At 66.1% G+C, this 23,091-nt stretch carries 20 protein-coding genes and 1 pseudogene; 5 read left to right on the top strand and 16 right to left on the bottom strand.

Annotation, left to right across the window (positions count from 1 at the left end; genetic code table 11):
• Nucleotides 1-83: 83 nt before the first annotated feature.
• Nucleotides 84-968: pseudogene (locus tag BMZ19_RS07465) on the top strand (IS110 family RNA-guided transposase); the annotation flags it as partial.
• 791 nt (nt 969-1,759) lie between these two features.
• On the opposite strand, the gene BMZ19_RS22085 reads toward BMZ19_RS07465, so the two are convergent.
• Entirely contained in the window at nt 1,760-2,794 is a 1,035-nt protein-coding gene (locus BMZ19_RS22085; RefSeq protein WP_139214644.1) for a hypothetical protein, read from the bottom strand.
• 334 nt (nt 2,795-3,128) lie between these two features.
• On the opposite strand from BMZ19_RS22085, the gene fabI reads away from it, so the two are divergent.
• From fabI to BMZ19_RS07480, 3 genes are all read left to right on the top strand, one after another.
• Nucleotides 3,129-3,911, top strand: coding sequence for an enoyl-ACP reductase FabI (gene fabI / locus BMZ19_RS07470; RefSeq protein WP_090309201.1), 783 nt, complete (start codon nt 3,129-3,131; stop codon nt 3,909-3,911).
• A gap of 124 nt (nt 3,912-4,035) precedes the next feature.
• On the top strand, nt 4,036-4,611 hold the full coding sequence (locus BMZ19_RS07475) for a DUF922 domain-containing protein (protein ID WP_170847717.1): 576 nt from the start codon (nt 4,036-4,038) through the stop codon (nt 4,609-4,611).
• An 85-nt stretch (nt 4,612-4,696) separates the two neighbouring features.
• Entirely contained in the window at nt 4,697-5,833 is a 1,137-nt protein-coding gene (locus BMZ19_RS07480) for a glycerate kinase (RefSeq protein ID WP_090309206.1), read from the top strand.
• 4 nt (nt 5,834-5,837) lie between these two features.
• On the opposite strand, the gene BMZ19_RS07485 is transcribed toward BMZ19_RS07480, so the two are convergent.
• From BMZ19_RS07485 to zwf, 10 genes are all read right to left on the bottom strand, one after another.
• A complete protein-coding gene (locus BMZ19_RS07485; protein WP_090309208.1) occupies nt 5,838-6,299 on the bottom strand; it encodes an Lrp/AsnC family transcriptional regulator in 462 nt (153 codons plus the stop codon).
• A gap of 247 nt (nt 6,300-6,546) precedes the next feature.
• Nucleotides 6,547-7,236 (bottom strand): ABC transporter permease, encoded by a 690-nt coding sequence (locus BMZ19_RS07490; RefSeq protein WP_090309211.1) that lies wholly within the window; start codon nt 7,234-7,236, stop codon nt 6,547-6,549.
• The gene (locus BMZ19_RS07495; protein ID WP_090309212.1) at nt 7,233-7,928 is read right to left on the bottom strand and encodes an ABC transporter permease; all 696 of its coding nucleotides are present in this window, start codon (nt 7,926-7,928) and stop codon (nt 7,233-7,235) included. The genes BMZ19_RS07490 and BMZ19_RS07495 overlap by 4 nt, the downstream gene beginning before the upstream one ends.
• Before the next feature lie 51 nt (nt 7,929-7,979).
• Nucleotides 7,980-8,735: an ABC transporter substrate-binding protein gene (locus BMZ19_RS07500; RefSeq protein WP_090309214.1), complete on the bottom strand. Its 756-nt coding sequence runs from the start codon at nt 8,733-8,735 to the stop codon at nt 7,980-7,982.
• A gap of 14 nt (nt 8,736-8,749) precedes the next feature.
• Nucleotides 8,750-9,523 (bottom strand): ABC transporter ATP-binding protein, encoded by a 774-nt coding sequence (locus BMZ19_RS07505; RefSeq protein ID WP_090309216.1) that lies wholly within the window; start codon nt 9,521-9,523, stop codon nt 8,750-8,752.
• Nucleotides 9,524-9,823: 300 nt separating this feature from the next.
• On the bottom strand, nt 9,824-11,449 hold the full coding sequence (locus BMZ19_RS07510; protein ID WP_090309219.1) for an NADP-dependent glyceraldehyde-3-phosphate dehydrogenase: 1,626 nt from the start codon (nt 11,447-11,449) through the stop codon (nt 9,824-9,826).
• Nucleotides 11,446-13,080 carry a pyruvate kinase gene (gene pyk, locus BMZ19_RS07515; protein WP_090309221.1) on the bottom strand — a complete coding sequence of 545 codons (1,635 nt, stop codon included), beginning with the start codon at nt 13,078-13,080 and terminating at the stop codon, nt 11,446-11,448. The genes BMZ19_RS07510 and pyk overlap by 4 nt, the downstream gene beginning before the upstream one ends.
• 197 nt (nt 13,081-13,277) lie before the next feature.
• A complete protein-coding gene (locus BMZ19_RS07520; RefSeq protein ID WP_244517125.1) occupies nt 13,278-13,967 on the bottom strand; it encodes a bifunctional 4-hydroxy-2-oxoglutarate aldolase/2-dehydro-3-deoxy-phosphogluconate aldolase in 690 nt (229 codons plus the stop codon).
• Nucleotides 13,968-13,984: 17 nt separating this feature from the next.
• Nucleotides 13,985-14,701, bottom strand: a complete 717-nt coding sequence (pgl, locus tag BMZ19_RS07525; RefSeq protein WP_090309224.1) for a 6-phosphogluconolactonase — start codon at nt 14,699-14,701, stop codon at nt 13,985-13,987.
• Nucleotides 14,688-16,157 carry a glucose-6-phosphate dehydrogenase gene (gene zwf / locus BMZ19_RS07530; protein WP_090309227.1) on the bottom strand — a complete coding sequence of 490 codons (1,470 nt, stop codon included), beginning with the start codon at nt 16,155-16,157 and terminating at the stop codon, nt 14,688-14,690. Before zwf ends, pgl begins: the two co-directional genes overlap by 14 nt.
• Before the next feature lie 181 nt (nt 16,158-16,338).
• On the opposite strand from zwf, the gene BMZ19_RS07535 reads away from it, so the two are divergent.
• Nucleotides 16,339-17,199: a MurR/RpiR family transcriptional regulator gene (locus tag BMZ19_RS07535; RefSeq protein WP_170847724.1), complete on the top strand. Its 861-nt coding sequence runs from the start codon at nt 16,339-16,341 to the stop codon at nt 17,197-17,199.
• Between the two features lie 53 nt (nt 17,200-17,252).
• Here BMZ19_RS07535 and BMZ19_RS07540 read toward each other — a convergent pair whose 3' ends face one another.
• The 5 genes from BMZ19_RS07540 to BMZ19_RS07560 all read right to left on the bottom strand — a co-directional run bounded on the left by BMZ19_RS07540 (nt 17,253) and on the right by BMZ19_RS07560 (nt 22,922).
• On the bottom strand, nt 17,253-18,476 hold the full coding sequence (locus BMZ19_RS07540; RefSeq protein ID WP_090309233.1) for a maltoporin: 1,224 nt from the start codon (nt 18,474-18,476) through the stop codon (nt 17,253-17,255).
• A 73-nt stretch (nt 18,477-18,549) separates the two neighbouring features.
• Nucleotides 18,550-19,707: an ABC transporter ATP-binding protein gene (locus BMZ19_RS07545; RefSeq protein WP_090309237.1), complete on the bottom strand. Its 1,158-nt coding sequence runs from the start codon at nt 19,705-19,707 to the stop codon at nt 18,550-18,552.
• 11 nt (nt 19,708-19,718) lie between these two features.
• Nucleotides 19,719-20,555 (bottom strand): carbohydrate ABC transporter permease, encoded by an 837-nt coding sequence (locus BMZ19_RS07550; protein WP_090309239.1) that lies wholly within the window; start codon nt 20,553-20,555, stop codon nt 19,719-19,721.
• Nucleotides 20,548-21,456, bottom strand: a complete 909-nt coding sequence (locus BMZ19_RS07555; RefSeq protein WP_090309241.1) for a carbohydrate ABC transporter permease — start codon at nt 21,454-21,456, stop codon at nt 20,548-20,550. The genes BMZ19_RS07550 and BMZ19_RS07555 overlap by 8 nt, the downstream gene beginning before the upstream one ends.
• Nucleotides 21,457-21,668: 212 nt before the next feature.
• Nucleotides 21,669-22,922: an ABC transporter substrate-binding protein gene (locus tag BMZ19_RS07560; protein WP_090309244.1), complete on the bottom strand. Its 1,254-nt coding sequence runs from the start codon at nt 22,920-22,922 to the stop codon at nt 21,669-21,671.
• Between the last annotated feature and the right edge of the window lie 169 nt (nt 22,923-23,091).

Genomic DNA, 23,091 nt, shown 5'->3' on the forward strand with positions numbered 1-23,091 from the left:
GCGGCGTCACAGCACGTTGGGGCACATCAGCCCGGAGGCCTTCGAGGCCCGGATGAGTGCTTAAACCCGTGTCCACGACTGCTGGGCAAGATCACTATTGGGGGCGCTTCGCCTAGGCGCTGGGGCATCGGGTGACCCTGCTGCATCCCCGCTACGTGCGTCCCTACCGGCGCCGCAACAAGACCGACCGCAACGACTGCGACGCCATCCTCGAAGCGGCGCGCTGCGCCGACATCCATCCGGTGCCGGTGAAGAGCCACGAGCAGCAACAGCTGCAGCAGCTGCATGGTCTGCGCGAGATCTGGAAGAAGAGCCGCACCCAGCGCATCAACCTGCTGCGCGGCATCTTCCGCGAAATGGGCATCGAGGCCCCGGCGTCGACGGCCGCCTTCCTGCGGGCGGCCAACGAACTGGTCGAGCGCCCCGAGGTCGTGGCTCTGCGGGGTCAACTGCAGATCGTCCTGGCGGAGATCAACCTGTACGAGCAATGCATGGCCGAGTGCGAGCAACAACTCCAGCGCTGGCATGCCGACGACGCCATCGTGCGCAAACTCGACGAGGTCAGCGGCATCGGCGTGCTGACCGCCAGTGCCCTGAAAACCGCGGTCGGCCAGCCCGAGCGTTTTGCCAGTGGCCGCCAGTTGAGCGCCTGGCTGGGCATGACCCCGCGCGAATTCAGCAGCGGCGACCGGCGCAAGCTGGGACACATCAGCCGGCAGGGCAACACCTACGTGCGCACCCTGCTGATCCATGGCGCGCGAGCGGCCCTGCTGGCAGCCCAGCGTTGCCAGGCCAATACCCCGGAACGCCTGACCCGGCTGCAACGCTGGGCGGTGGAGACGGCCGCGCGGATCGGCCACAACAAGGCCGCGGTGGCGCTGGCTAACAAGCTGGTACGGATCTGCTGGGCGGTGTGGTGCCACGAGCGGCGCTTCAGCGGCGACTGGCAGAGCAGACAGCCCGCCTGACGGCGGGCCGGAGTAATCAGGAAGCGGTTTTCTTGTGGTTGTGGTGAACAGCGACACTGTCAGAACAGGCGAGTCCTGCAGCGGAACAAGGCCGATAACAATTCTGATCCCCGTGATCGATTGAACGCTTGGCCCCCGCTGCGCGAACTACAGAGTGGCCCGGGCGGCAACGCCCAGCGAAGGCCGGATATACGAATGAAACCGCACTGACGACAGGGTTTGCACGGCTTTACTCACCACTTGTGGGGAGAGTCCATATACGAGTTAGGCAGAGGAGCCCAGCCGAGCGCAGTGATTGAAGACTACACGAAACGAACAGCGCGCCTGCCAACAAAACGGGAAAAACAGGCACGCTACCGCTCACAGTCCGCACCGAATGAGGGCAGCCATTGATTCCATTCGGGCGCTGAATGTCACGGTCTGATGATGCGTGTGAATCACTTGGCTTTCACGAGCCAACGCATTGCCGCCCGAAAGATTATCCTTGTTAAGCTCGATATCGTGAAAATGGAAATTGCAGCACCAATTATGGCGGAGCCTGAAATAACTCCTTTGGTAATGTGTGATGATTCATGCTCTGAGCGAGTGAAGAAAATAACCCACAATGAAAACCAAGCTAATAACCACCCGATTATATAGGGTCTTCTCCAAGGTGCTGCGATAGGATAGAGCACTAAGAAGATTCCCAGGAGCCAAGGCAGCCCGTCGCCCATAGATCAATGCCTAACGTTTGGTTAAGGGGCGGGCTTTAGCCCGTCCCAGTGAGCGAAGCGAATGGTTTGAACCAGTTTTTATACGTCATTAACGATTACTTCGATAACTTGGGTTTTGACGTTGAGATATTCATACGCGGCTCTGGTTTTATGTATGAAGGCGGCATCCCGAGAGAATAGAAAATCTGAAAACGAAGCTATAGCGGCGTGCCCGGCATCACTCATTGCGGCAGTGAATCTTCTGTCATGCTTCATTTTGGAATCTGGGTAGTAGCCGATAACATTTAACACGTTGTATACAGATGTTACTTTTTCATGCAAATACATTTCTCTGTTGTAAATTGGGTTTTGTGACAAGCCTAAAAATTGCTCTATTGAGAAATTATTCTCCCTGTAGCCATCAAGAGTTTTATAGATGCTCCATATTTTCTCTATAACGTTCGGTGGCTCAATGTTGTTCAGCTGCACCGGCCCGACCTTCATATGATTGCGGTATGTCTGAACGCCAGAATAGTTTAATTCATCCTCTATGTTTTTACGCAGCTCTACTGTTGATTGGGCAAGGGCCTCGTTGAAGCTTTTCTGCATTTCTTTTGTATAGGCAGAGACTGCGGCATCTACTCCAGGAACTAAGTCTTTGACTTCGTCAACTCGGTCTGAAATATAGCTCATAAGGCCGCCAAATGAATCTATCTGCTCTCTGTTGATTTCCTCAAAGTCACTTCCTGCTCGACCGCCATAGAATTTAAGCAATGATTGCGCTGTGGCTTTTTCCATTGCCTCATAAATCGGTTCAATATTTTTGCAGTAATCTTCAAACGCATCGAACGGATTTAATTCTTTTAATATGGCCCGATCAGTTACTTTAAAGCTCTCAGTGACGAAGATTCGAAGGTGCATCGCTTCCAAGCTTTCAAGAGCTTCAAGAAATTGTGAGCCGTTATCTCCTGTACGTTTAATTTCCTTGAGTGTCTCATCTGAGTAAATAATCTGATATTTTTCTTTCAGTTCAGATGCGAATGGTAAATCTCTGGTTTTCACAAATAAATCAAGAATGTTGTGGTCTAGATATACTGTGGGCTTCCCATCATAATTGTTATTCGGAGTCTTCACTCAATACCCCTATGATGTATAACCATTATTAAACGCCACTTGGTGTCTAATACCCCGAACGGGGTTGGTGGATAACATTCTAGGGCGTAAACGCCTGACCGCACTGGAATGCGGTTTTCGGATGGGCGCTGGGGCGAGTTGGCGGTTATACACCATGGCAGCAAGTCCTTTTGCGAGAGAAGTTTGGCAGGTGTCGAGGTTAGCGCGGTGCACCGTGGAAAAACAACCGGGAGTGCGTCCGCAATCCCGGCGTTTCAGGTTAAATGGCCTTGCCGGTTACGACCGCCCCGTCAGCCCTTCGGGGTATCCCACCTGAAAACCGAGGAAAAAGGACATGACTCTGGAAATCCCCCGCCCGCCGCTCAAGGGCGCCAAGGCCCTGGTGGTCGGCGTGGCCAACGAGCACTCGATCGCCTACGGCTGCGCCCGGGCCTTCGCCGAACTGGGCGCCGAGGTGGCCATCACCTACGCCAACGACAAGGCCCGCCCCCATGTCGAGCCGCTGGCCCGGGAGCTGAACGCGCCGATCTTCATGCCGCTGGACGTCACCCGGCCCGGCGAGCTGGAGGCGGTATTCGCCGAGATCGAGCAGCACTGGGGGCAACTGGACATCCTGGTGCACTCCATCGCCTGGGCGCCGAAGGAAGACCTGCAGGGCGGCCTGCTCGACTCCTCTGCGGAGGGCTTCGCCCAGGCCATGGACATCTCCTGCCACTCCTTCGTGCGCATGGCCCGCCTGGCGGCGCCGCTGATGAAAAACGGCGGCACGCTGTTCGCCATGAGCTACTACGGCGCCAACAAGGTGGTGCCCAACTACAACCTGATGGGCCCGGTGAAGGCCGCGCTGGAGGCCAGCTGCCGCTACCTGGCCTACGAGCTGGGCCCCAGGGGCATCCGCGTCCACGCCATCTCTCCCGGCCCGCTGAAGACCCGCGCCGCCTCCGGCCTCAAGGACTTCGACCTGCTGCTCAACGAGGCCGCCCAGCGCGCGCCGCTGGGCGAGCTGGTGGACATCATGGACGTCGGCTTCACCTGCGCGTACCTGGCCACGCCCTACGCGCGGCGCCTGTCCGGCGAGACGCTGTATGTGGACGGCGGAGTGAACATCATGGCGTGAGCGCCGCGGCCGCCCGTCTCCCGCGCGGCGCCGGGATGGTCCCGCGCACTATCCTCATGCAGGACAAACCCGGAAAACAGACCTTCGCCGCCGCATGGATCGCCCGGGGCGACGGGGAGGCTTCATGCGCGGGATCTGGTTGTTGGTGGCGCTGGCCCCGCTGGCGCAGGCGGCCGAGCCGGTCACCTCGACGGTGCGCGAGCAGCACTACCTGGTGTACGGGCGGACCATCGCCGAGATCCGTCGCTCGATCAGCGAACGTACCCCGGTGCGCAACGCCCATGGCGCGTTCGGCGGCGGCACCAAGACCCACTACAGCGCCAGCTACCGGCTGGTCCCCGTATCGGAGACGCAGTGCGTGCTGAAGAATGCCGCGGTGAAGGCCGAGTCCCTGGTCACCCTGCCCCGGCTGGCGCCCGGCACCCTGCCCCCGGCGGTGTCGGCCGAATGGCGACGCTACTACCTGGCGCTGCGCACGCATGAGTACCAGCATGTGGAGAGCGCCAAGGCGTCGGCCCGGGTGGCGCAGCAATGGCTGGCCGGCCTGCAGCTCAGCGGTCCGTGCCATGCGGTGCGGCCCCGCGTGCGTGCCGCCATCGAGGCGCGCATCCGCATGCTGGACGAGCGCGACCGGCTGTTGGACAGCATGACCGATCACGGCCGTTCACAGGGCGCAGAGCTGGATGAGCGGGTCCGCTGAGAGAATCGCTGCTGATTTCGCCCCAGCCGCCGGTCAGAATCAGGCCTGCACCGAGCGCAGCCCATTCGCCAGGAAAAGCCCCGCCATGAATGTCGTCATCGCCCCCGATTCGTTCAAGGAAAGCCTCTCCGCCGCCGAGGTGGCCGCGGCCATCGCCGCCGGGCTGCGCGAGGTGTGGCCGCAGGCCGAACTGGTCTGCCGGCCGATGGCCGACGGCGGCGAAGGCACCGTGACCGCGCTGATCGCGGCGACCGGCGGCGAGTACCGCGAGAGCGTGGTGCGCGGCCCGCTGGGCGAGCCGGTGGCGGCGCTGTGGGGCTGGATCGCGCAGGGCCGCAGCGCGGTGATCGAGATGGCCGCGGCCAGCGGCCTGCAGCTGGTGCCGGCGGATAGTCGCAACGTGCTGCGCGCCTGCACCTTCGGCACCGGCGAGCTGATCCGCGCCGCGCTGGACGCCGGCGCCGAGCGCATCGTCCTCGGCTTCGGCGGCAGCGCCACCAACGACTCCGGCAGCGGCATGCTGCGCGCCCTCGGCGCGCGCTTCGCCGATGCCGAGGGCCGGCCGCTGCCAGCGGGCGGCGCGGCGCTGGCGCAACTGGCGCACATCGACCTTTCCGGCCTCGACCCGCGCCTGCAGGCAGTCGACTTCGAGGTGGCCTGCGACGTCGACAACCCGCTGTGCGGGCCGCGCGGCGCCTCGCAGGTGTTCGGCCCACAGAAGGGCGCGACGCCCGAGCAGGTGCGCCAGCTCGACGCCGCCCTCGGCCACTTCGCCGACCTCTGCGCGCAAACCCTCGGCCACGACGACCGCGAGCTGCCCGGCAGCGGTGCGGCCGGCGGTATCGGCTTCGCGGCGCGCAGCTTCCTTGGCGCGCGCTTTCGCCCCGGCATCGAGCTGGTCGCCGAGGTCAGCGGTCTGGAGCAGGCGCTGGTGGGCGCCGATCTGCTGATCACCGGCGAGGGACGGCTCGACCTGCAGACCCTGCACGGCAAGACGCCGCTGGGGGTGGCGGCCATCGCCAAGCGCCACGGCGTGCCGGTGGTCGCCCTGGCCGGCATGCTCGGCGCGGGCTACGAGCAGCTCTACGGCCACGGCATCGACGCCGCCTTCAGCCTGGCGCCGGGACCGATCAGCCTGGCCGAGGCGCTGGCCGACGCCCCGCGCCTGCTGCGCCAGCGCGCTGCCGACATCGCCCGGCTCTGGCAGCTGGCGAAGGGTTGAACCGCTACAGTCGCCCGCCGCGGTCGATCTTGCAGGACAGGATGATCGAGGTGTTGGTCTTCTCCACCCCGTCCACCGCGCTGATGTCGTCGAGCAGCTGGTCGAGCCGCTCGGGGGTTTCCGCATGCAGCCAGGCGACGAAGTCGAACTCGCCGCTCACCGTACACAGCTGCTGCACCTCGGGCATGTTGCTCAGGCGGCGCAGCACCTCCTTGCCCGAGCGCGGCTGCAGGGTGATGCCGACGTAGGCCTGCAGGCCGCCCTCCAGCACGCGCTGGCCGAGACGCACGCCGTAGCCGGTGATGACCTTGCTCTTCTCCAGGCGGGCGATGCGCGAGATCACCGTGGTGCGGGCGATGCCGAGCCGGCGCGCGAGCATGGCCGCACTCTCGCGGGCATCGACCTGCAGGGCGGCGATCAGCTGACGATCGATATCGTCGAGATGGATGTTGGTTAGCTCGGACATCTGGGTAACCGGCGACTGGAGAGTCGTCATCTTAACAAAACCGGGATCCGGCTCCGGCCAGCGGGGTGCGGCGTAGGGGCGAATTCATTCGCCCGGATGCCTCGTCAAGGCGAATGAATTCGCCCCTACAACGATTGCCCCAGCGCGGCGAAGCCAGTGCGAAAGAAAAACCCGGCCGCCTCGCGGCGACCGGGCAAGGGCATCGCGCCGGCTCATGGCTGACGATGCCAAGCACCACACGCTCAACTCAGCGCCCCTGGCACTGCTCCACCCGCAGGCGCTGTTCCAACAGGCGGAACAGGCGCACCAGGGCGTAGGACGCCAGCAGGTAGAACACCCCGGCCATCAGGAAGATCTCCACCGGCTGGTAGGTGCGGGCGATGATGGTGCGCGACATGCCGGTCAGTTCCAGCAGGGTGATGGTGCTGGCCAGGGCGCTGGCCTTGAGCATCAGGATCACCTCGTTGCTGTAGGCCGGCAGACCGATGCGACTGGCGCGCGGCAGGATGATGTGCAGCAGCGCCTGCCAGCGCGACATGCCCAGTGCCCGCGCCGCCTCGATCTCACCCGGCGGGATGGCCTGGATGGCGCCGCGCAGGATCTCGGCAATGTAGGCCGCGGTGTGCAGGGTCATGGTGATCACCGCGCACCAGTAGGGATCGCGCAGCACCGGCCACAGCGCGCTGTGGCGAATCGCCTCGAACTGCGCCATGCCGTAGTAGACCAGGAACAGCTGCACCAGCAGCGGCGTGCCGCGGAAGAAGAAGATGTAGCCGTAGGGCAGCGCTCGCACCCAGGCGTGCCGCGAGCTGCGCATCACGCCCAGCGGGATGGCCAGGATCAGCCCGGCCAGCACGGCGATGCCCACCAGCTCCAGGGTCAGCCAGGCGCCCTCGAGCAGGCGCGGCGTCCACTTGATCATCAATTCCCAGTTCATGCGTAAGCCCTCCGGAAGCCGCGCGAGGCGCGCTTCTCCAGCAACGCCAAGCTGCTCATGGCAACCACGGTCAGGCACAGGTAGATGCAGGCCGCCGCCAGGTAGAAGGTGAACGGCTGCTTGCTGGCGGTCACGGCGATCTGCGAATGACGCATGATTTCCTCCAGGCCGATCACCGAGATCAGCGCGGTGTCCTTCATCAGGATCATGAACAGGTTGCCCAGCCCCGGCAGCGCGAGACGCCACATCTGCGGCAGGATCAGGCGCCAGAGGATGGTCACCTTGCCGAGCCCCAGAGCCTGGCCGGCTTCGCAGTGGCCCTTGGGAATGGAGAGGATGGCGCCGCGGAACACCTCGGTGGCGTAGGCGCCGAAGCACAGGCCCAGCGCCAGCACGCCGGCGGCGAACGGGCTCAGCTCCAGGCTGTCCATGCCCAGGGCGTCAGCCAGGGCGCGCATCAGGTTGACGCTGCCGAAGTAGATCAGCAGCACCCAGAGCAGCTCCGGCACGCCGCGTACCAGGGTCGAATAGCTCGAACCCAGCCACTGCAGCGCACCGTACCTGGAAGTCTTGGCCAGCGCGCCGAGCAGACCCAGCACCAGCCCCACCGCCAGCGATGCCAGCGCCAGCTGGATGGTGATCCAGGTGCCCGCCAGCAGCGCTGGCCCAAAACCGTGCAAATCGAGAAACATGTTGGTCACCCTCGCCTGCAAGTGCGCCCGGCCGCAGCCGGGCGACGCCCGTCACTTGATGCTGAACGGGAAGTACTTGTCGTTGATTTGCTGGTAGGTGCCGTCGGCGACCATGGCCTGCAGCGCGACGTTCAGCCGCTCGCGCAGGTCGTCGTCGCCCTTGCGCAGGGCGATACCGATCTTGTCGTTGTCGTACACCGGCTCGCCCTTGAACTCGAAGCCCTGGCCCGGCTCGCTCTTGAGCCATTCCCAGTTGACCAGCTTGTCGGCCAGCACGCCGTCGACGCGCCCGGCGGCCAGGTCGAGGTAGGCGTTTTCCTGGGTGTCGTAGAGCTTCATCGTGACCACGTCGCCGAGGTTGTCCTCCAGCCAGGTACCGGCGATGGTGGCGCGCTGGGCGCCGATCACCTTGCCCTTCAGGCTGGCCTCGTCGGTCTTGAACTCGGCCCCCTTGGGCGCGATGAACTGCAGCTTGTTGGTGTAGTAAGGGTCGGTGAATTCCACCGCCTGCTTGCGCTCGTCGGTGATCGACATGGAGGCGGCGATGAAGTCGAACTTCTTGGCGTTGAGCGCCGGGATGATGCCGTCCCAGTCGGAGGTGACCACTTCGCACTCGACCTGCATCTTCGCGCACAGCGCATTGGCGATATCCACGTCGAAGCCGCCGACCTTGCCGCGCGCATCGACCAGGTTGAAGGGCGGGTAGGCGCCCTCGGTGCCGACCCGCAGCTTGTCGGCGGCGACCGCCTGACCGAGCAGGCCGAGGACGCTGGCGGCGACGAGCAGTGCTTTCTTGTAGTTATGCATGGGTATCGCTCCGATCAGTGATTGCTGGACATGAACTGCTGGCAACGCGCGGACTGCGGGTTGTCGAAGACCTGCTGCGGGGTGCCCTGCTCCTCGACGCGGCCCTGGTGGAGGAACACCACCTCGCTGGACACCTGGCGGGCGAAGTTCATCTCGTGGGTGACCAGCAGCATGGTGCGGCCCTCTTCGGCCAGCGCGCGGATCACGTTGAGGACTTCCTGGACCATCTCCGGATCGAGGGCCGAGGTCGGCTCGTCGAACAGGATGACCTTGGGTTCCATGCACAGGGTGCGGGCGATGGCCGCGCGCTGCTGCTGGCCGCCGGACAGCTGGGTCGGATAGACGTGGCGCTTGTCGGCGATGCCGACCTTGGCCAGCAGGGCCTCGGCGCGCTCGGTGGCCTCGGCCCTGGACAGGCCCAGCACGCGGCGCGGCGCCTCGATGATGTTGTCGAGCACGCTCATGTGCGGCCACAGATTGAAGTTCTGGAACACGAAGCCCAGCTCGCTGCGCAGGCGGTTGATCTGCTTGTTGTCGGCGGCGACCAGGTGCCCCTCACGGGCGGTCTTCAGCTTGAGCTGCTCGCCGGCAACGTGGATTTCGCCCTTGCAGGGGTTCTCCAGCAGGTTGATGCAGCGCAGGAAGGTCGACTTGCCGGAGCCGGAGGAGCCGAGGATGGAGATCACGTCACCATCGCGGGCGGTCAGCGAGATGCCCTTGAGTACCTCGAGGTCGCCGTAGCGCTTGTGCAGGTCACGGACTTCCAGAGCGGGGGCGGATGCTTGCATGGCTACACCTTTTGTTGTTCTTGTATCGCGTCTGGCCGTGGGGTTCGGCCGGCACGAAGGCTTTGGTCACGCCTCGATGAAAGCAACTCCGCGAGCAACGCTCAAACGAAAAGAACGATGGTTTCCATTCCGAAAACTACTGTTGCGCGAGCGGGGACACAGCTGGCCGGTGATGGTGCTGGAGGGCGTTGGCGGAGGTGCGTTGAGCGAGGCCGGTTGCAGACGCAGGCCGCGCCGGCAGGCGGGGGTGGCACCGGGGCACCGCGCTGCATCCTGACGAAGACGCAGCGCGGCCCGGTTTCAGAAGATGTAGTCGGTGCTGAGGAAGCCTGACTGGCGGTTGCGGATGATCTCGCTGATCAGCTCCTTGTTGTCCGGCTGGAATTTGGTCGCCACCAGGGTGCGGATGGAGAACACGCGCAGGGCGTCGTGGACCGACAGGGTGCCTTCCGCCGAGTTCTTACGGCCGTTGAACGGGAAGCTGTCCGGGCCGCGCTGGCACTGGGCGTTGATGTTGATCCGCCCCACCTGGTTGACGAAGGCATCCACCAACTGGCTGACCTGCCAGGCGTCGTTGCCGAAGATCGACAGCTGCTGGCCGTAGTCGGACTGCAGCACGTAGTCGATCACCTCCTCCAGCTCGCGGTACGGCACCACCGGCACCAGCGGGCCGAACTGCTCCTCGTGGTACAGGCGCATCTGCGGCGTCACCGGGCTGAGCAGCGCCGGGTAGAAGAAGCTCTGCCGGTGCGTGCCGCCGCCGGCATTGACCACCCGGGCGCCCTTGGCGGTGGCGTCCGCCAGCAGGTCGTTGAGGAACTCCACCTTGCCCGGCTCCGGCAGCGGGGTCAGCGCTACCCCCTCCTCCCAAGGCATGCCCGGCTTGAGCGCGGCGAGCCTGGTGCTGAACTTCGCCAGGAACGGCTCGAGCACGTCCTCGTGGACGAAGAGGATCTTCAGCGCCGTGCAGCGCTGGCCGTTGAACGACAGCGCGCCGGTGATCGCCTCGCTCACCGCGTTGTCGAGGTCGACCTGCGGCAGGACGATGCCCGGGTTCTTGGCGTCCAGGCCCAGCGCGGCGCGCAGGCGGTGCGGGCGCGGGTGCAGCTTCTTCAGGTCGCTGGCGCCCTTGTGTGTGCCGATGAAGGCGAACACGTCGATCTTGCCGCTGGCCATCAGCGCGCTGACCGTCTCGCGGCCGCGGCCGTAGATGATGTTGATCACGCCCGGCGGGAAGCTGTCGCGGAACGCTTCCAGCAGCGGGCGGATCAGCAGCACGCCGAACTTGGCCGGCTTGAACACCACGGTGTTGCCCATGATCAGCGCCGGGATCAGGGTGGTGAAGGTCTCGTTCAGCGGGTAGTTGTAGGGGCCCATGCACAGTGCCACGCCGAGCGGCACTCGGCGGATCTGGCCGAGGGTGCCCTGCTCCAGCTCGAAGCGGCTGGAGCGGCGGTCCAGCTGCTTGAGCGCCTCGATGGTGTCGACGATGTAGTCGCAGGTACGGTCGAACTCCTTCTCCGAGTCCTTGAGGTTCTTGCCGATTTCCCACATCAACAGCCTGACCACCGTGTCGCGCTGCTCGCGCATGCGCGCCAGGAAGCCCTCCACATACTGGATGCGCTCGGCCACCCGCAGGGTCGGCCACAGGCCGCGGCCGTGGTCGTAGGCCGCCACCGCGGCGTCCAGCGCCTCCAGGGCGGCCTCGGCGTCCAGCAGCGGCGTGCTGCCGAGCACCACCTGCCGGTCGCCCTGCTCGGTGGCGAGGAAGATCGGGCTGCGCACCGTGGCCAGCGGGCCTTCCCAGTGGCGCAGCTCGCCGTTCACCAGGTATTCGCGCTGCTCGATGGGCGCACCGACCCGGTAGCGCTCGGGGATCGCGTCCGCGGTGGGGAACAGGCCTTCGAGTTGGCTTGCAGTGGTCATGAACCAGCCTCCATATGAGGGTGCGCGCCGGAGCGCTGCGGGGATGTCTGCGCGGCGGTCGCCACGCCTGGGGCGTAGCCGGGATCGAACAGTTCCTGTTGCTCCGCGCACTCGGCGCGGACATCGAAATCGCGGGGCAGCGCCAGCCTGGCGTCCTGCGCGTCGGCGGGGCTCTCGGCCCGGCACGCCGACAGCAGGTCGCCCACCCGCGCGATGCGCAGGGTGTCGGTGCCGCCCGGGGCATGCTGATCGCCGGCGGTGATCAGCACGTGATCGTCGTCGGCGAGCAATTGGCGGCGTACCAGCTCGGCCACCGCCTGGCGGTTAACTTCGGCGCCGGGAAAGCGCCCGGCATCGAAGGGGATCGGGTGCACGCCGCGAAACAGCGCGACGCGGTTCTGCGTGCGCGGGTGGCGGGAGAAGGCGAAGATCGGCAGCGGCGAGCGGATGCGCGACATCAGCCGCGGCGTGTCACCGCTCTCGGTCAGGCAGATGATCGCCTTGACCCCCTGCAGGTGGTTGGCGGCGTACATGGCGGACATGGCGATCGATTCGTCGATGCGCTGGAACACCCGGTCGACGCGATGCCGCGAGCGCTGGGTGTGCGGGTGCTTCTCGGCGCCGAGGATGATCCGGTGCATGGCCTGCACCGTCTCCACCGGAAAGGCGCCGGCGGCGGTCTCGGCCGACAGCATCACCGCGTCGGTGCCATCGAGCACCGCGTTGGCCACGTCGAACACTTCGGCGCGAGTCGGCAGCGGCTGGGCGATCATCGACTCCATCATCTGCGTGGCGGTGATTACCACCCGGTTCAGCGCCCGCGCGCGGTCGATGATCAGCTTCTGCGCCGCCACCAGCTCGGCGTCGCCGATCTCCACGCCGAGATCGCCGCGGGCGACCATCACGCCGTCGGAAACCTCGATGATCTCCTCCAGCACGGCCATGTCGGCCACGGTCTCGGCGCGCTCGATCTTGGCGATCAGCCCCGCCGCGCCGCCGGCCTCGTGGAGCAGGCGGCGGGCCAGGCGGATGTCGTCGGCATCGCGCGGGAAGGACACCGCCAGGTAGTCGACCTGCATGCCGGCGGCGGTGCGGATGTCCGCGCAGTCCTTGGCGGTCAGCGCGGCAGCCGACAGGCCGCCGCCCTTGCGGTTGATACCCTTGTTGTTGGATAGCGGTCCGCCGACCAGCACCGAGCAGAGCACCCGGCGGCCCTCGACGCGCAGCACCTCGAGCTCGATGCGCCCGTCGTCGAGCAGCAGGATGTCGCCGGGGCGGCTGTCGTCGATCAGCGCCTCGTAGTCGATGCCGACGGCGTGCTCATCGCCGGCGTTCTTGTCCAGTTCGGCGTCGAGCACGAACGGTTGGCCCTTGTGCAGTTGCACCTTGCCTTCGGCGAAGCGGGCGATGCGGATCTTCGGCCCCTGCAGGTCGGCGAGGATCGCCACGAAGCGCCCGTGCCTGGCGGCCAGCTCGCGGACCAGCGCGGCGCGGGCGATGTGCTCGGCGGCGGCGCCATGGGAAAAATTCATCCGGACCACATCGACCCCGGCGCGGATCAGGCCCTCGATGGCCTCCGCCGAGGCGGTAGCCGGGCCCAGGGTGGCGACTATCTTCGTTCTGCGCAGCATGGCTTCTCCCAGAAAGTTGCTCGAACGGCGGGCGGCGCGGCCGCCCGGCCTGTACTCAGCCCCAGGGCAATTGCATGAATGGCTTCCGAGCCTGGTCAATCCGCTGTAGGGGCGAATTCATTCGCCCAAATACCCCGCCAAGGCGAATGAATTCGCCCCTACGGACCGGCAAACTGGCCTCATGCAACTGCCTGTACTCAGCCCAGCATCTGCAGGGCTTCGGCGCTGGCGGTCTGGATGCGGCCCCAATCGCCATTGCGGATCCACTCACGGTCGAGCATCCAGGTGCCGCCCACGCACATCACGTTGGGCTGCGCCAGGTAGCTGCGCGCATTGCCGGGGTGCACGCCGCCGGTCGGGCAGAAACGCAGGTTGCCGAACGGCCCGGCGAAGGCCTTGAGCGCGGCGATGCCGCCGCAGATCTCCGCGGGGAACAGCTTGAAACGGCGGTAGCCCTGGGCGTAGCCGAGCATGATCTCGGAGGCGCTGCCGATGCCGGGGATCAGCGGCAGCGGGCTGTACACTCCGGCGCGCAGCAGCTCGGCGGTGCTGCCGGGGGTGACGATGAACTGCGCGCCGGCTGCCTCGGCCTCGGCCAGCATCAGCTCGTCGAGCACGGTGCCGGCGCCGATGCATAGCTCCGGGCGCTGCTCGCGCAGCAGGCGGATCGCGGCCAGGCCGTACTCGGAGCGCAGGGTGACCTCGAGGGTGCGCAGGCCGCCGGCGGCCAGGGCATCGGCCAGCGGCAGGATGTCCGCCTCGCGCTCGATGGTGATCACCGGCAGGATGCGCGCGGTGTCGCAGAGCCGGTCGATCAGGGCGATCTTGTCGCTCATGCTCGGGACAGACTCGCGCTGGCTGGCCCGGCGGCTGGAGAGAATGGTCATGGGATGGTCCTTCGGGCTCAGGGGCACCAGTAGAGTTCCAGGGGAAGGTGGAGGAAGGCGCGGATCGGCATCTGCTCGGCATCGTCGCCGGCCAGAGCGTCGCCAAGGGTCGCCAGCTTGGCCTGGCCCTGCAGCGCCAGCAGGCGCAGGCGCGCGCCGGCGAGCAGCGGCAGGGTCATGCTGAGGCGCTGGTGCGGCACACTGGGCGCCAGCATCGGCAGGCAGTGCGCCGCGCAGGCGGGGTCGAGCGCCGCCGCGAGATGCGGGCTGCCGGGAAACAGCGAGGCGGTGTGGCCATCCTCGCCCATGCCCAGCACCAGCACGTCGATCGGCTGCGCCAGCCCGGCCAGCGCCTGGTCGGCCTTCGCCGCAGCCTGAGCCAGGCTCGGCTCGGCATGGTAGAGACCGATGAAGCGCGCCGCGGTCGCCTCACCCTGCAACAGGTGGCGGCGCACCAGGCCCTCGTTGCTGTCGGGATGGCTGACCGGCACCCAGCGCTCGTCGGCCAGGCTGACCGCCACTTTCGACCAGTCGAGGGGCTGCGCCGACAGGCGCTCGAAGAAGGCCACCGGGCTGCGCCCGCCGGACACCACCAGGCTGGCCGCGCCGCGTTCGGCGATGGCCGCGCGCAGGGCATTGGCCACGGCGATCGCCAGTTCACCGGCGAGCTGCAGCGGGTCGTTCAGGCTGAAGCCGATGACCTGCGCCGGCAGGTCGAGATTACAGATCGCCATACCAGCTCCTGCCATCACGGGTGATCAATGCGATGGAGGCCACCGGCCCCCAGGTGCCCGCCGCATAGGGCCTAGGCGCGTCGCCCTGCTGGCGCCAGCCGGCGATCAGTTGGTCGCACCACTTCCATGCGTGTTCGATTTCGTCCTTGCGCACGAAGAGGTTCTGGTTGCCCTTCATCACCTCCAGCAGCAGGCGCTCGTAGGCGTCCGGCGTCCGCGCGCTGCGGTAGGTATCGGAGAAGTTCAGTTGCAGCGGGCCGCTGCGCAGCTGCATACCCTTGTCCAGGCCCTGGTCCTTGGTCATCACCTGCAGGGAGATGCCCTCGTCCGGTTGCAGGCGGATGATCAGGCGGTTGCTGATCAGCGGGCGCTGCTCGGGGGCGAAGATGTAGTGCGGAGGCTCCTTGAAGTGGATGACGATCTGCGACAGCTTCTGCGGCATGCGCTTGCCGGTACGCAGGTAGAAGGGCACGCCGGCCCAGCGCCAGTTGCGGATCTCGGCGCGCAGGGCGACGAAGGTTTCGGTGTCGCTGCGGGCGTTGGCGTTGTCTTCCTCCAGGTAGCCGGGCACCGACTGGCCGAGGATGCTGCCGGCCACGTACTGGCCGCGCACCACCTGCTGGCCGAGCTGCTCGGGAGCGATGGGCGCCAGCGCCTTGAGCACCTTGACCTTCTCGTCACGGATGCTGTCCGCCGACAGGTCGCTGGGCGGGTCCATGGCGATCAGGCAGAGCAGCTGCAGCAGGTGGTTCTGGATCATGTCGCGCAACTGGCCGGCCTGATCGAAGTAGCCCCAGCGGCCCTCGATGCCCACCTGCTCGGCCACGCTGATCTCCACGTGGGAGATGTGGTTCTGGTTCCACTGGGTCTCGAACAGGCTGTTGGCGAAGCGCAGGGCGATCAGGTTCTGCACCGTCTCCTTGCCCAGGTAGTGGTCGATCCGGTAGGTGCGGTTCTCCGGGAAGTGCGCGGCGACCGCCTCGTTCACCGCCCGCGACGACTCCAGGTCATGGCCGATGGGCTTCTCCAGCACCACCCGGGTGCGCCCGGCCAGGCCGGTCTGCGCCAGGCCGGCACAGATGGCGCCGTACACCGCGGCGGGCGTGGCAAAGTAGGCGACCAGCCGATCCACCGGGCCCAGCTTGTCGGCCAGCACCGGATAGTCCTCGGCGCAGAGGAAATCCATCGACAGATAGTCGAGGCGCGCCAGGAAGCGCTGCAGCGCGCCCTCCTCGACCTCGTGCGCCGGTACGTGACGACGCAGATTCTCGGCGATGGTCGCCAGGTGCGCGGCGCTATCGCCGTTCTCGCGGGCCAGGGCCAGGACGCGGGTCTCGGCCGCCAGCAGGCCGGCGCGGTCCAGTTGGTAGAGCGCCGGGAACAGCTTGCGCAGCGCCAGGTCGCCGAGGCCCCCGAACAGGGCCAGGGTGCAGGGTTCGACAGCTTGCGAGGTCATGATATTTGTTCTTCTCTCAAACATGAGCTTATGAATACACCGGAAGAAACGACTTACCAAGCCAAATGTAGTAATAAAACTACATTCTCTAAATTCCCAGATTCCTATGGCTCCACCCTGACCCGCTCAGTACGATAGGCCACCGATTGCAGGCCCCTTGCCAGGAACCCCAATGGACCGCGTGCACAATCTCCTGGAGCAGATCCAGAACCGCCTCGCAGAGCTCAACAAGGCCGAACGCAAGGTCGCCGAAGCGATCCTGCGCGACCCGCAGCAGGCCACCCGCTTCAGCATCGCCGCGCTGGCCCAGGCTGCGCAGGTCAGCGAGCCGACGGTGAACCGTTTCTGCCGCTCCTTCGGCGTCAATGGCTATCCCGAGCTGAAGATGCAGCTGGCGCAGAGCCTGGCCAGCGGCGCCGCCTACGTCAGCCGCGCAGTGGAAGCCGACGACGGCCCCGCGGACTACATCCGCAAGATCTTCGGCAGCACCATCGCCTCGCTGGACAGCGCCTGCCAGAGCCTCGACCCGCAGCTGATCAGCAGCGCCGTGGACCTGATGATCCAGGCCCGACAGATCCACTTCTTCGGCCTCGGCGCCTCGGCCTCGGTGGCCCTCGACGCTCAGCACAAGTTCTTTCGCTTCAACCTGGCGGTGTCCGCGCACTCCGACGTGCTGATGCAGCGCATGCTCGCCTCGGTGGCGCGTACCGGCGACCTGTTCGTGATCATTTCCTACACCGGACGCACCCGCGAGTTGGTGGAAGTGGCGCGCCTCGCCCGGCAGAACGGCGCCTCGGTGCTCGGCCTGACCGCCGCCGGCTCGCCGCTGGCCAGGACCTGCACCATCAGCCTGGACATCCCGCTGCCCGAGGACACCGACATCTACATGCCGATGACCTCGCGGATCATCCAGCTCACCGTGCTCGACGTGCTGGCCACCGGCATGACCCTGCGCCGTGGCGTGGACTTCCAGCCGCACCTGCGCAGGATCAAGGAAAGCCTCAACGCCACCCGCTATCCGAGCGACGCGGAGCCGGGCTGAGCGCGCCATCGGCGAGCCCACCCGCGCCCGGCGACTGAGATGCGCGATCCGCATCATTTCCACCAGTACTCGAGCTGCACGCCGAAGTTGGAGCCGTGCAGGGCATCGCCGAAGGCGCCGCTGTCGGACAGCGCCGAGCCAGCCGCCATCTGGCTGGCCGCGCGCTGGGCCGCTTCGTTCCAGCTGGCGTAGGTGTAGTAAACGCGCAGTTCCGGGCGCTGCCAGAAGCCGGGACCGGCCGGCGACCAGGTCGGCGCAACGGTGAACTTGCTCAGCTTGCGGGTGCCGTCGGGCGCATCCACCTGGTCGTGGCCCAGCTCGACGACCAGCTTGAACTGCTCGTTGAGCGCATAGACCGGGCGCACGCCGACCGACAGCCAATCCTGGTCGGCGCCGTCCGGGCGGGTGTCCTTCTGGTAGACCACCTCGAACTGGCCGCCGAAGCGCGGCGTCATCTGCCAGTCGAAGAATTCCACCACGCGCCAGCTCCGGTTGCCGCTGTCCAGCGTCGGATCGCCGGTGTAGCCCAGGCCGGTACCCGGCCCGCGGCCGTACTGCAGGGCGAAGGTGTTCACCCCGCCGAGGAAGACCTGCTGCTTGTGCTGGGCGCTGACCGCCCAGCCGCTGTGCGCATCGGTGCTGTCCGGCTTGTCGATGTAGCTGACGCCGACCTCGACCTCGCCGCCGGGGTTGCTCTGCAAGCCGCCGACGTTGAAGTCGTGGCGGTTGATGTAGGGGTCCTGGAAGTAGCTGTCCTTGCGCGAGAACACGTAGCTGTACTTGAGGTCGCCGATCTTCACCTCGTCGAGGCCGAAGCCGGTGGCGCTCTGGTTCCAGTAGTAGAAGTCGGAGATGTGGATGTCGTTGCGCTTGTAGAAACGGCGTCCGGCCCACAGCGAGCCACCGTTGAGCAGCGGCATGTCGCTCCACTCGGCGTACATCTGGTTCATCCGCGCGAAACCGTAGTCGCCGGTGAACTCGGGGGTGTGGCCGTATTCGTTGTACAGCTGGGCCATGCCCTCGACGCTGATCGTCGAGCCGTCGTCGAGCTTGACCAGGTCCTGGCGCAGGTCCAACTCCATGTACTGCTCGCACTCGTTGCCCAGACGGTACTTGGACTGCGCGCCCGGCAGCTGGAAGCAGGATTGCGTGCCGCCCTCGTCCGCGCCACCGGCGCCGGCACGCACATAGCCGGTGAACTCCACCGCCTGTGCCGGCCCGGAAACCGCGAACAGCGCGCAAGGCAGTACCCACAAACCCTTGAAAGTCGTGCTCATAGCCACTCCAGATTCTTATTGTTGTGTTTGCTTGGATTGCCGGCCGCAGCGGCCGGCGTGGTCCTTTCCGTGCTCAGCGGCCCTTCAGCTGGGCGACCCTGGCCAGGCGCTCGGGACTGCGCGCCTTGCCCAGCGCGCCGAGGCGCTCGCCGCTCTGCGCGTCGAACAGCAGCACCTTGTCCGGGGCGAACTGCAGCTCCAGGCTGTCGCCGGCGCGTGGCGCGGCGTCCGGCGCCAGGCGCACGCACACCTTGGCTTGGTTGATCTCGACGAAGGCCAGGGTGTCCGGGCCGGTCGGCTCGAGCACCTGTACCTCGGCGCGGATGCCCGGCAGCGCGCCGCTGCCGGCGCCAACCAGGACCTGCTCGGGGCGTACGCCGAGGATCACCTCGCGGCCCTCCAGGCCCTCCTCCACCTCGCCCAGCGGCAGCTCGCAATGGCCATCTGCGCTGTCGAGCAGGCCGAACAGGCGGCCTTCGCGGCGCTGCAGGCGCAGGGGGATGAAGTTCATCGGCGGCGAGCCCATGAAGCCGGCGACGAACAGGTTGGCCGGATCGTTGTAGATCTCTCGCGGGGTGCCGAACTGCTGGATGATGCCGTCCTTCATCACCGCCACCTTGTCGCCCAGGGTCATCGCCTCGATCTGGTCGTGGGTGACGTACACCGTGGTGGTCTTCAGGCGCTGGTGCATCAGCTTGATCTCGGTGCGCATCTCCACCCGCAGCTTGGCGTCGAGGTTGGACAGCGGCTCGTCGAACAGGTAGATCTTCGGCCGCCGCGCCAGCGCCCGGCCCATGGCCACGCGCTGCTGCTGGCCGCCGGACATCTGTGCCGGCTTGCGCTCGAGCAGGTGCTCGATCTGCAGCAGCTTTGCCACGCGGGCTACCTCGGCGTCGATCTCCGCCTGCGGCAGCTTGCGGATCTTCAGGCCGAAGGCGATGTTCTCGCGCACGCTCATGGTCGGGTACAGCGCGTAGGACTGGAACACCATGGCGATGTCGCGATCCTTCGGGCTCATGCCGCTGATGTCCTGGCCGTCGACCAGGATGGCGCCGCCGCTGATGTCCTCCAGGCCGGCGATGCAGTTCATCAGGGTGGATTTCCCGCAGCCCGAGGGGCCGACCAGGATCAGGAACTCGCCGGAGTCGATCGCCAGCTCGATGTTCTTCAGGGTATCGGCCTGACCGTTGCCGTAGGTCTTGTTGACGTTGCGCAGTTCGAGGGTTGCCATGGAAGTGCTCCTCAGCCTTTGACGGCGCCGGCGGTGAGGCCGCGCAGGAAGTATTTGCCGGCGAATACGTAGACCAGCAGGGTGGGCAGGCCGGCGATCATCGCGGCGGCCATGTCGACGTTGTATTCCTTGGCCCCGGTGCTGGTGTTCACCAGGTTGTTGAGGGCCACGGTGATCGGCTGGCTGTCGCCGCTGGCGAACACCACGCCGAACAGGAAGTCGTTCCAGATCTGGGTGAACTGCCAGATCAGGCAGACCATGATGGTGGGGATCGACATCGGCAGCAGGATGCGCCCGAAGATGGTGAAGAACCCCGCGCCGTCGAGCCGCGCGGCACTCACCAGCGCATTCGGGATGCTCACGTAGAAGTTGCGGAAGAACAGCGTGGTGAACGCCAGGCCGTAGACCACGTGGACCAGCACCAGGCCGCCGGTGGTGTTGGCCAGGCCGAACTGGCCGAGGGTGAACGACGCCGGCAGCAGCACCACCTGGAAGGGCAGGAAGCAGCCGAACAGCAGCAGGCCGAAGAACAGCTGCGAGCCGCGGAAACGCCACATCGACAACACGTAGCCGTTCAGCGCGCCGAGCAGGGTGGAGATCAATACCGCCGGCACGGTGATCTTCACCGAGTTCCAGAAGAAGCCGCCGATGCTGTCCCAGGCCTTGACCCAGCCGATCAGGGTGAACACGTCCGGGATCGACAGCAGGTTGCCGGTGCGGATGTCGTCGGGGGTCTTGAAGCTGGTCAGCAGCATCACCACCAGCGGCACCAGGTAGACGGCGCAGGCGAGGATCAGCGTGGCGTAGATCGCCAGGCGAGCGAGGCTGAAAGAAGGTTGCTTAGGCATGGCGCTTGTTCCTCAGCTCGGAGTACAGGTAGGGCACCAGGATCGCCAGCACCGCGCCGAGCATCAGCATCGCGCTGGCGGCACCGAGACCCATCTGGCCGCGGGTGAAGGTGTGGGCGTACATGAACATCGCCGGCAGGTCGGAGGAGTAGCCGGGGCCGCCGGCGGTCATCGCCGACACCAGGTCGAAGCTCTTGATCGCGATATGGGCGAGGATCATCAGTGCGCTGAAGAACACCGGACCCAGGCTCGGCAGGACGATGCGCAGGTAGATGGTCGGCAAGCTGGCGCCATCGACCTGGGCGGCGCGGATGATCGACTGGTCGACGCCGCGCAGGCCGGCGAGGAACAGCGCCATGACGAAGCCGGAGGACTGCCACACGGCGGCGATCACCAGGCAGTAGACGACGCGGTCCGGGGCGACCAGCCAGTCGAAGCGAAAACCTTCCCAGCCCCAGTCGCGCAGCAGCTTGTCCAGGCCGAGGCCGGGGTTGAGCAGCCATTTCCAGGCGGTGCCGGTGACGATCATCGACAGCGCCATCGGGTACAGGTAGACGGTGCGGATGAAGCCCTCGCGGCGCACGCGTTGGTCGAGCAGTACCGCGAGCAGCACGCCAAGCACCAGGCTGATGGCGATGAACAGCCCGCCGTAGACCAGCAGGTTCTGGCTGGCCACCCACCAGCGGTCGTTGTCGAGCAGACGCTGGTACTGCTGCAGGCCCACCCACTTGTAGCTGGGCATGAAGCGCGAGTTGGTGAAGGACAGCACGAAGGTCCAGAGGATGTAGCCGTAGAAGCCGACCACCACGATCAGCATGCTCGGCGCCAGCACCAGCTTGGGCAACCAGCGCTGCAGGGCGTCCAGCGGCGAAGGCCGGGCGAAGACTGCGATTGAACTCATGGGCAAGGACTCCATGGTTTGGGCTTGGTTCTCCCCTCTCCCGCTTGCGGGAGAGGGGCCGGGGGAGAGGGTGTTTTTCGGGCAGCCCTCTCCCCAGCCCTCCCCCACATGCGGGAGAGGGGCTGGCGAGAGAGCGCAGGAACCCGTGGCGCCTGCCGGCACCCTCTAAATCGGGAGTGGAAAAGGGGCCGCCGCGCAGGCGGCCCGACCGCTTACTGCACCGCGGCTATCGCGGCGGCCAGTTGCTGCGCGGCCTTCTTCGGGTCGGCAGCCGGGTCGTTGAAGAAGTTGGTGACCACGTCGAACACCGCACCCTGCACGTAGCTGGAGGCGGCCATGCCGTGGGCCAGGCTGGGTTGCAGGCCATCGCCCGCGGCCGCCTGCTTGAAGTCCTGCATGGACTGCTGCGCGCAGGCGTCGAAGCTGCTCATGTCCTGGTCCAGGCGCACCGGGATCGAGCCCTTGTTCTGGTTGAAGAACTGCTGGAACTGCGGCTCCAGCACGGTGCGCGCCAGGTCGGCCTGCGCCTTGCGGTCGCCTTCGTCCTTGAGCGCGAACATGGCCAGCGAGTCGATGTTGTAGGCGAAGCTGCCCTGGGTGCCGGGGAACGGCAGGCACTGGTAGTCCTGGCCCGCCACCTTGCCGGCGGCGCTCCACTCGCTCTTGGCCCAGTCGCCCATAATCTGCATGCCGGCCTTGCCGTTGATCACCAGGCCGGCGGCGGTGTTCCAGTCGCGGCCGGCGGCGTCGGCGTCGATGTAGCCGCGCAGCTTCTTCAGGGCGGCGAACGCCGCGACCATCTGGTCGCCGGTGAGGGTGGCCTTGTCCTGTTCGACGAACGCCTTGTGGAAGCCCTGCGGGCCAAGGATGCTCAGCACCAGGTCCTCGAACAGGGTGCCGTCCTGCCAGGGCTGGCCGCCGTGGGCGACGGCGATGAAGCCGGCCGCCTTGAGCTTGTCGGCGGCGGCGAAGAACTCGTCGAGGGTGGTCGGCGGGGTGGCGCCGGCCTTGGCGAACACCTCGGGATTGATCCACAGCCAGTTGACCCGGTGCACGTTGACCGGCACCGCCACGTAGTGGCCGCCGTACTTCATGATGTCGGCCACCTGCGGGGACAGCAGGCTGTCCCACCGGCCCTCGCCGGCCACCTCGTCCATCTTGGCGAGCAGGCCGAGCTCGCCCCACTCCTGGATGTCCGGACCCTTGATCTGCGCCGCGGACGGCGGATTGCCGGACACCGCGCGGGTCTTCAGCACGGTCATGGCCGCCTCGCCGCCGCCACCGGCGACGGCGAAATCCTTCCAGGTGTGGCCTTTGTCTTCGACGAGTTTCTGCAGGGTATCGGCGGCGCGCTTCTCGCCGCCGGAAGTCCACCAGTGCAGGACTTCCACTTCGCCGGCGAGGGCGGACAGCGGCAACAGCGAGGCGAGGGAAACGACAGCGGTCAGGCGGGAGATGGCATTCATGAAGCGTTCACCTTGTTGTTCTTATCGGTGCAAGTCGAGATGCTTGCCTTGCCATGAAGTCTACCCACGACCCGCTGCGCCGCGGGTAACAAAGGGATGGTGGAAGGTCACCGAACGGTTACAAAAGGCGGGATTTGTCACGCGCCCCCATGGCCTGGCGTAGGGGCGA

The sequence above is a fragment of the Pseudomonas linyingensis genome (genome assembly GCF_900109175.1).
Classification (GTDB): Bacteria; Pseudomonadota; Gammaproteobacteria; order Pseudomonadales; family Pseudomonadaceae; genus Geopseudomonas; species Geopseudomonas linyingensis.

Bases quoted from the DNA above. Each gene is read 5' to 3' on its own strand.
- fabI (WP_090309201.1), top strand. From the start codon at position 3,129: ATGACTCTGGAAATCCCCCGCCCGCCGCTCAAGGGCGCCAAGGCCCTG.
- BMZ19_RS07480 (WP_090309206.1), top strand. From the start codon at position 4,697: ATGAATGTCGTCATCGCCCCCGATTCGTTCAAGGAAAGCCTCTCCGCC.
- BMZ19_RS07540 (WP_090309233.1), bottom strand. From the start codon at position 18,476: ATGAGCACGACTTTCAAGGGTTTGTGGGTACTGCCTTGCGCGCTGTTC.
- BMZ19_RS07500 (WP_090309214.1), bottom strand. From the start codon at position 8,735: ATGCATAACTACAAGAAAGCACTGCTCGTCGCCGCCAGCGTCCTCGGC.
- BMZ19_RS07495 (WP_090309212.1), bottom strand. From the start codon at position 7,928: ATGTTTCTCGATTTGCACGGTTTTGGGCCAGCGCTGCTGGCGGGCACC.
- BMZ19_RS07510 (WP_090309219.1), bottom strand. From the start codon at position 11,449: ATGACCACTGCAAGCCAACTCGAAGGCCTGTTCCCCACCGCGGACGCG.
- BMZ19_RS07520 (WP_244517125.1), bottom strand. From the start codon at position 13,967: ATGACCATTCTCTCCAGCCGCCGGGCCAGCCAGCGCGAGTCTGTCCCG.
- BMZ19_RS07560 (WP_090309244.1), bottom strand. From the start codon at position 22,922: ATGAATGCCATCTCCCGCCTGACCGCTGTCGTTTCCCTCGCCTCGCTG.
- BMZ19_RS07490 (WP_090309211.1), bottom strand. From the start codon at position 7,236: ATGAACTGGGAATTGATGATCAAGTGGACGCCGCGCCTGCTCGAGGGC.
- BMZ19_RS07485 (WP_090309208.1), bottom strand. From the start codon at position 6,299: ATGTCCGAGCTAACCAACATCCATCTCGACGATATCGATCGTCAGCTG.
- BMZ19_RS07545 (WP_090309237.1), bottom strand. From the start codon at position 19,707: ATGGCAACCCTCGAACTGCGCAACGTCAACAAGACCTACGGCAACGGT.
- pyk (WP_090309221.1), bottom strand. From the start codon at position 13,080: ATGCTGCGCAGAACGAAGATAGTCGCCACCCTGGGCCCGGCTACCGCC.
- BMZ19_RS07550 (WP_090309239.1), bottom strand. From the start codon at position 20,555: ATGCCTAAGCAACCTTCTTTCAGCCTCGCTCGCCTGGCGATCTACGCC.
- BMZ19_RS07475 (WP_170847717.1), top strand. From the start codon at position 4,036: ATGCGCGGGATCTGGTTGTTGGTGGCGCTGGCCCCGCTGGCGCAGGCG.
- BMZ19_RS07555 (WP_090309241.1), bottom strand. From the start codon at position 21,456: ATGAGTTCAATCGCAGTCTTCGCCCGGCCTTCGCCGCTGGACGCCCTG.
- BMZ19_RS07505 (WP_090309216.1), bottom strand. From the start codon at position 9,523: ATGCAAGCATCCGCCCCCGCTCTGGAAGTCCGTGACCTGCACAAGCGC.
- pgl (WP_090309224.1), bottom strand. From the start codon at position 14,701: ATGGCGATCTGTAATCTCGACCTGCCGGCGCAGGTCATCGGCTTCAGC.
- zwf (WP_090309227.1), bottom strand. From the start codon at position 16,157: ATGACCTCGCAAGCTGTCGAACCCTGCACCCTGGCCCTGTTCGGGGGC.